We start from the raw sequence: 6,435 nt of genomic DNA on the forward strand, positions 1-6,435 counted from the left end.
CGTGTGCTCACTGCTTCTGGTCAGTCGTGCTTCTGTTCCATGGCCCCTTGGTCATGGAGTGCGAAAGGGGCCAGTCTCCCGCCGTTGGCTCGCTTGATGTAGCTCGCGAGAAGACTCTTTGCCGCCGACTCGTAGCCGGGGCCGTAGGGGACAGAGTATGTGATGGGGGTCCCTGCCGCGAGAGCCTTCCCAAGGGAATCAGCGCAGTCGCCGCACGGTTGCCGTTCGGTGTACATGGCGGTGATTTTCTTGGGATCGACACCCTTTTCTTTTAGCATGCCAAGGATTTCCGTCTCCGAGTGCCCGCTGAACTTGCTGTTGGCGATCACGTAGTCGCCGGTCTTGGGGTCGTTCCAACCCGGCACCCTCGCCACAGCTACGTTGTGATCCGCTTCGAAGTAAGTGTTCTCCGTCCGGTACTTGTACGCCAGGTGGCTCATCTCGTCACTGTTGTAGGCGATCAGCTCTTCGGGGCATTTTTTCGCGGACGCGGCTAGCTTGGGAGCACGCGCTGCGTGTCCACCTGTGAGGCATGTCTTGGTGAAGTTGTCGAGAAGCTTTGCACCAATGCCCACGCTGGCGGCCTCGGTGAGGCCGGCGGTGCGCAGCCCCCTCCATGCGTCCTCGACTCCGATGCCGAATCGCAAGGCCGCGTCGAAGGATTTCACCGCGTCGGAGATCGCCTTGACGGCGATGTTGCCGAAGACGAGGGTGGTGATGTCGAAGGCGGCCCAGCCGCAGTTGCCCCAGCTCCCGCCGCCACCGGTGAACTTGTCCCAGCAGCCGGTGAAGTCCTCAGTGAGGGCCTTGAGCAGTCCCTTGGCGATCGCCCGGTTGAACTCGTTCTGGCCGATCGTGTACGTGACCTCTTGGGTCTGGGGCTGCTTCAGCTCCTGGCTGGCGAGGAACAGGGTGTCGGAGGGGAGGCATCCGGACTGTGCGTCGGGGATGTCGGGGTTGGTGCACAGGTAGAGGTCGACGAACACCTTCGAGGTGATCGTCGCGGTGATGACGCAGTCACCGGTGTGGATGATGACGTTGCAGTTGTCCTTCTTGACGTTCTCCGGCTCACCGACGGGCTCGACCTTCGTCTTGAAAAAGACGCCGCCGATGCTGCCGGCCCCGGTCGAGATCTGGGTGTTCTTCTCCTTCGTCTCGGTGCGCTGTGCCGCGTCCTGGGTGTCCTTGGACGCCTGGTCGGCGTCCTTGGCTGCCTGTTCTGCTTCGGTGGCGGCGGTGTTGGCGCGGTCGGCCGCGGCCTGTGCGTCCTTGGCGGACTGCTCGGCCTGCCTGGCGGCCTGCTGCGCTGCCGCCGCGTCGAGCGCGGCCTCGTCGGCGGAGGCGCGGGCTTCCTTGGCGTAGCCTTCGGCGCGGCCGGCGGCCTTGTCGGCCGCTGCTGCGTCCTCGGTGGCCTGCCGGTCGTATTCGACGGTGCGGGCCAGGGACTTGGCGGCTTCGGACGCATACCCGGCGGCCTGTGCTGAGTAGCCGAGGGCTTCCTTCGCGTACCCCTTGGCCTCGGCCGCGTACGCTGCCGCGTTGGCGGCGTGGAGGTATGCCTCCTTCATGTCGCCCTGGGCCTGGGTGGCGATGTCCTTGGCCGCCTCGGCCTCGGTTTTGGCGTTGTCGGCGTGCGCCTGGGCGACGGCCTGCTGCTGCTCGGCGATCGTCCGCGATGCCTGCCCGGTCAGAACGACCAGGGAGGCGGTGCTGTCGGTGTCCGCGTACGGGCCGCCGAGCTGGACGGCGTCGTTGGCCGGCTTGGCCACCTGCCGTGCCGCCGCCGTGGCGTCAGCCGCGGCCTGCGCGGTGACATGGGCGTAGCCCGCCGCCTTGGCTGCGGCGGCGAGTGCGGTGAGGGCCTCCTTCATAGCGGCATCCGCGTTGGCCTTGGCCGACTTCGCCTGCGCTGTGGCCACGCCTGCCTGCTTGACCGCGGCCGCGGCCTCGGCTGCCGCGTGCTGGGCTGCCTCGATGGCGTCCGCGGTGGCGCTGGTGGCCGTCTTGACCGCCGCGTCGGCCTTCAGTTTCGCGGCCTGCGCGCCATCGGCGTCGGCACGGGCCCGCATGGCCGCGGCCTCCGCCCGGGTGGCCGCGGCGTCCGCCTCGGCTGCGGCCTGGCTGGCGACATCGGCCTCGGTACGGGCGCGTTTGGCTGCCGCCACGGCGTCGTTGGCAGCGGCTGCGGCCTCGTCCGCCGCCTTGCGGGCGCCATCAGCCGCCTCACCGGCGTCCAGCGACTGTGCGTAGGCTTCCTTGGCGTCGGCCTTGACGCGCGCCGTGTTGGCCTTCTGCTCGGCGTTGTAGGCGTCGCTGCGCAGCTCCACGGCCTTGTCGCGGGCCTTGACCGCGTCGTCGCGCTTGCCCTTGGCGGTCTGCTCGGCGGCTTCGGCCCGGTCCTTGGCGCCCTTCGCCTTCCCGGCCTCTGCCTGGGCGTTCTGCTTGTGCTGGTTGGCTTCGCCCTGCTTGACGGCAGCGGTCTCCTTCTCCGCCTTCGCCTTCTGCTCCTCGGCCTCCGCCGCAAGCCGCTTGGCGTGCGCATCAGCCGCGGCGGCCTTCGCCTCGCCCTCGGCTTTCACCGCGTCGGCGAGCTTCGCCTTCGCGGTCTCGGCATCCGTCTTGGCATTGTCGCGGTGGAGTTTGGCGGCATCCCGGGCGGCCTTGGCCTGCATCTCGGCCGTCTCGGCAGCCTTCTTACGGAACTCGGCCCGCGCCTGCGCCGCCTGCGCAAGAGCGCGCTGGGTGATGGTGTCGCTGTCGGCCGCCGAGGCGCGGGTTGCGGCCTCCGCGGTCTCCCCGGCCTTGACCATCGCCTCCAGTGCGGCAACCGTGCCCTGGGTGACCTGGTCCTTTTGCTGCCCGACGATCAGCCCCCGGCCCCGCGGGGCCCCGTTCTGGTCAGCGATCGCGTAGGCCGCCTGCTGGGCCGTGGTGGAGGTGGCCCCGGCCTTCTTGGCGGTCTCCAACTGGACTCGGAGAGCGCCGAGTTGCTTCTTCGCCTCCGTCTGCGCGGCGGTGACGTTCGCCTTGGCCTTGTCGACGTTGGACTTGGTCGGGGTGGGACCGGTGTGTCCCTTGGGGGAGATCTTGAACTTCTGCCCGTCCGTACCGTTGCAGGACAGGAGGAAGGCGTCCTGGCTGTTGGTGAAGGTGTGCAGGTCGAGGCACTTGCCGGTGCCCGTGTTCTTCAGGCTGGTGGTGGCGCGGACGTCGGCTTCCCACGTCTGGGCCGGTGCCTGGTTGCAGTTCCAGATCTGGATCTTCGTGCCGTCCGCGCTGTTGGCATGGTCGACATCCAGGCACTTGCCCGACTTCACATTCCGCAAGTGCAGACCGCTGCCGTCGGGTTCCAGCCGCCAGTCCTGCTCGGGGCCGTTGTTGCACGTCCAGATCTGCACGGCAGCGCCGTTGTCCGTGCTTCCCCCCGCGACATCCAGGCACTTGCCCGGAGCGGCGACCACCTTGATCACGTTGGAGGCGTCGCCGATCCAGCCGAGGCCACCTTCGGTGGAGTAGTCCAGCCAGCGGGTGGAGTAGTCCGCCACCCACGAGTGGCCGAGCAGCCTGCCCAGGGCGAACGTGCCGTCCTGCAACGCCTTCGTGGCGGTCGAGCTCGCGCCGAGGATCTGCTGACGCTGGGTGGCCTGGGAGGTGATCTCCTGCTGCCACTCGGCCGCTGCCTGCCCCACCTCCTTGCCCAGCACCCGGTCGGGGTCGATGGGGTCGTGCCACGAGCAGCTGGCGAAGCGGGCCTTGAGGTCCTCGACCGCGATGCGGAACTCAGGACTGTCCGGGGCCGGCGCCGTGGTGGGGAAGCCGCCCGAGGACAGGAAGATCCGTGCGTCGTCGGCGAACACCCGGGGAACGAACCACTGGTTCTCTTCGACCTTCCCGGAGTTCTTCTTCCACAGCGCCCACGCCTGCTGCTCCTGCGGGGTGCCGGTGGTGGTGTACAGCCGGTCGCCGATCGCCAGCGCGGCCGCCTTCGACTTGTCGTCCGCGGTCGGCGACGGATCGTAGAGCGGGTTCCACACGTCGTCCCCGGCCCCGTACGACTGGTACAGCCAGGGAAGCAGCCCCACCTGATCGAAGATCTTGCCGCCCCCGCGCGGCGGGTGCGGGTAATCCAGACCGCTCACCGCGCCGGACCACGCCTGCTCCTGGTCGCTGACCTTCTTCAACCACTGGTCCGTGCTGGCGCGGTCCGCGTCGTTCGCCTGGTGCAGGGGCGTCTTGTCGTCCATGAGGTCCCGGCGGACCTTCTGGTGCAGCTGGTCCGGGGGCAGGGTGATCGCGTCCTGCGCCAGGGCGAACAGGCTGGGTCCACTCTTGCGCAGGGCCTGAGCGGCCACGCACTGGTCCTCACGCAGCTGTTCAGCGGACTTGGTGTCGTAGCCGTCGTAGGAATCCCCGACCAGGTCCATCGTGTCCCGGTCGGCAGTTCCCGCAAGATCGGGCCGCACCGCGACGCCGACCACCATCGCAACAGCGGTCAGCAGAAGGATGATCCGGGCAGCCAGTCCCGACTGTCCGGGCCTGGGTAAGAGAGGGTTCGGTGATCTGGAACGCAAAGCAGGTGCCTTTCATCACAGGGTCAAAGCGAACCCAGGGCACACCTCACCCGCCATGGGCGGCAGCTGTCCCCCGGCCACTACTGGACGTGCGGGCACGGGGGATCGGGTCAGAACCCTCCGTGCATGCGGGCAACCGTAGGCACAACCTCACCGCACAGGACAGGTGTTCGATTATTCTGGCCGAAACCGCGACCGGCCCCACAGGGGCACGGTGGTGCGCCGTCCCCTTGCGAGGCCAGGGTTTTCTGTGGTGTTCCTGTGAGGTGGATGGGCGTGTTCAGTGGGGTATTCGGAGGTCGGATCTGTCCGATTTTCGGCAACCCTGCAGTGTGGGGAGATCCTCGGTGACGTCGGCGAGTTCGGCGACAAACGGATGTTGCTGCCGCGAGGGTGTGCCTGCGGTACGAAGGCTGGTGCGTAGGTGCGGCCGGATTCACCGGTACGGCGGCAGCATGGGCGGCGCCGGGGGAGTCGCGCTGATCGGACGCCCCACCCGCCGTCTGCGGGTAAGGCTCAGCCCGTTGGTCCTGGTCTGCGCGACTGCCCGCCACATGCCGCGCGGCCTGCCAGCCAGATATGCCCCAGGGTTGAAGCGCTGAACGCCCCGCTCTACGCGCCCTGTTGGGTATCCGATGCCGCTTCGGAGGCGGGCCCAGGGTGTGAGCCGGGGCGCAATATAGCGGCGAAGTCCCGGTTTCCGAAACCGGGGATTCTCCGGACCCTGTGACCACTGCCGACCCGCGTGGGCCGGTGCGTCCTGCGTTTCCGCCCTGGTCTGGAGATCCCCCGTGTGCTATTCGCCTGCCTCCATCACTGCCCTGGTGCTCAACGGCAGCCTTCCATCCCCTTCCCCAGCGGCTCCTGCTCCCGGCGCGGTACCGCTTTGCCCGGCGTACGGTCCGGCGCCATGGAGCGTGCCGGTCCTCGCGGTCGCCGTGCACGCCCGCCCCGACCGCGCCTGGCGGGATGTCACTACCGCCTGCGGTACCACCGGCTGGACCCCTGCCGGGCGCAGCCGCCGCGAGGCGCGCCTGCACCCCTGCTGACCTCCACCTTCGGCTTTCCATTCCTTGGAGTTGTTCGTGTCCGACGTCCCCGATGTCCTCGGCGGTGATGTGGTTGCCCTGCTTGGCGAGGCGGTCGAGGCCCGCTTCGGTCTGGTGTTGCCGGAGCTGGCCCGGAGGGTGCAGGCCGCCCCCGAGGCCAGCCCGGCGGCGACGCATCTGGTGCACTGGTACGGGCTGCTCGCCCAGGCCCAGGAGGTGCTGGAGAAGGCCGAGGACGCGCTGGTTGCCGCGCTGGAGACAGCGGTGGGGGAGGGCCTGGACGACCCCGTCATGGACCTCGCCCAACAGGTGAACACGGCCGTCGAGCTGCGCGACGCTCGTGCGGCAACGGTGCGGTTCCTGCTGGAGGCGCCGGTCGAGCAGACGCGCTCCCGCCCCCGTCCCGTCCCGCGGGTGAGCACCACCTTGCCCGCGGCCGCGCCGGCGCAGCCTGCCCGGATCCGGGGTGCTCTGCGATGACCACGGTTCGCAGGCCCAGCAGTCAGGATGCGCTGCTGGAGAAGGTTTTCGGCGCCGGACTGGAAGCCCTGCACGAGCGTGCGGTAGGTCCGGGTGCCTCGCCTGCTCTCGTCCGTGCGCTGGAGCTGCGGGCTTTCCTGGCGGTGGCGGAGGTGCAGGTGGTCCGCGTGCGTGACCGGGTCCGCGCAAACATGGCGCCCGACGCGGGCCTTGACACCCTCGACGCCGACGCGCTGCGGTTCGATGTGCAGTGGCTGGAGGCCGCCGTGGAGGCCCGGTCCGGGTATGTGACCGCGCTGTCCGGGCTCCTGGCGGCGATGCCCCCACCCGCCGCC

Annotated in this window: 3 protein-coding genes; 2 read left to right on the forward strand and 1 reads right to left on the reverse strand. The window is 69.0% G+C overall.

Going from position 1 to position 6,435, the window contains the following annotated elements; genetic code table 11:
* Positions 1 to 20 precede the first annotated feature (20 nt).
* Entirely contained in the window at positions 21 to 4,481 is a 4,461-nt protein-coding gene (locus tag A8W25_RS29910; protein WP_079126522.1) for an RICIN domain-containing protein, read from the reverse strand.
* Positions 4,482 to 5,656: 1,175 nt separating this feature from the next.
* Here A8W25_RS29910 and A8W25_RS29915 point away from each other — a divergent pair.
* Positions 5,657 to 6,100, forward strand: a complete 444-nt coding sequence (locus A8W25_RS29915; protein ID WP_067167510.1) for a hypothetical protein — start codon at positions 5,657 to 5,659, stop codon at positions 6,098 to 6,100.
* A partial coding sequence (locus tag A8W25_RS29920) for a hypothetical protein (RefSeq protein ID WP_067167508.1) occupies positions 6,097 to 6,435 on the forward strand: 339 nt, incomplete at its 3' end. The genes A8W25_RS29915 and A8W25_RS29920, both read left to right, overlap by 4 nt.

Origin of the sequence: Streptomyces sp. ERV7 (genome assembly GCF_001653515.1) — a bacterium.
Taxonomy (GTDB): Bacteria; Actinomycetota; Actinomycetes; order Streptomycetales; family Streptomycetaceae; genus Streptomyces.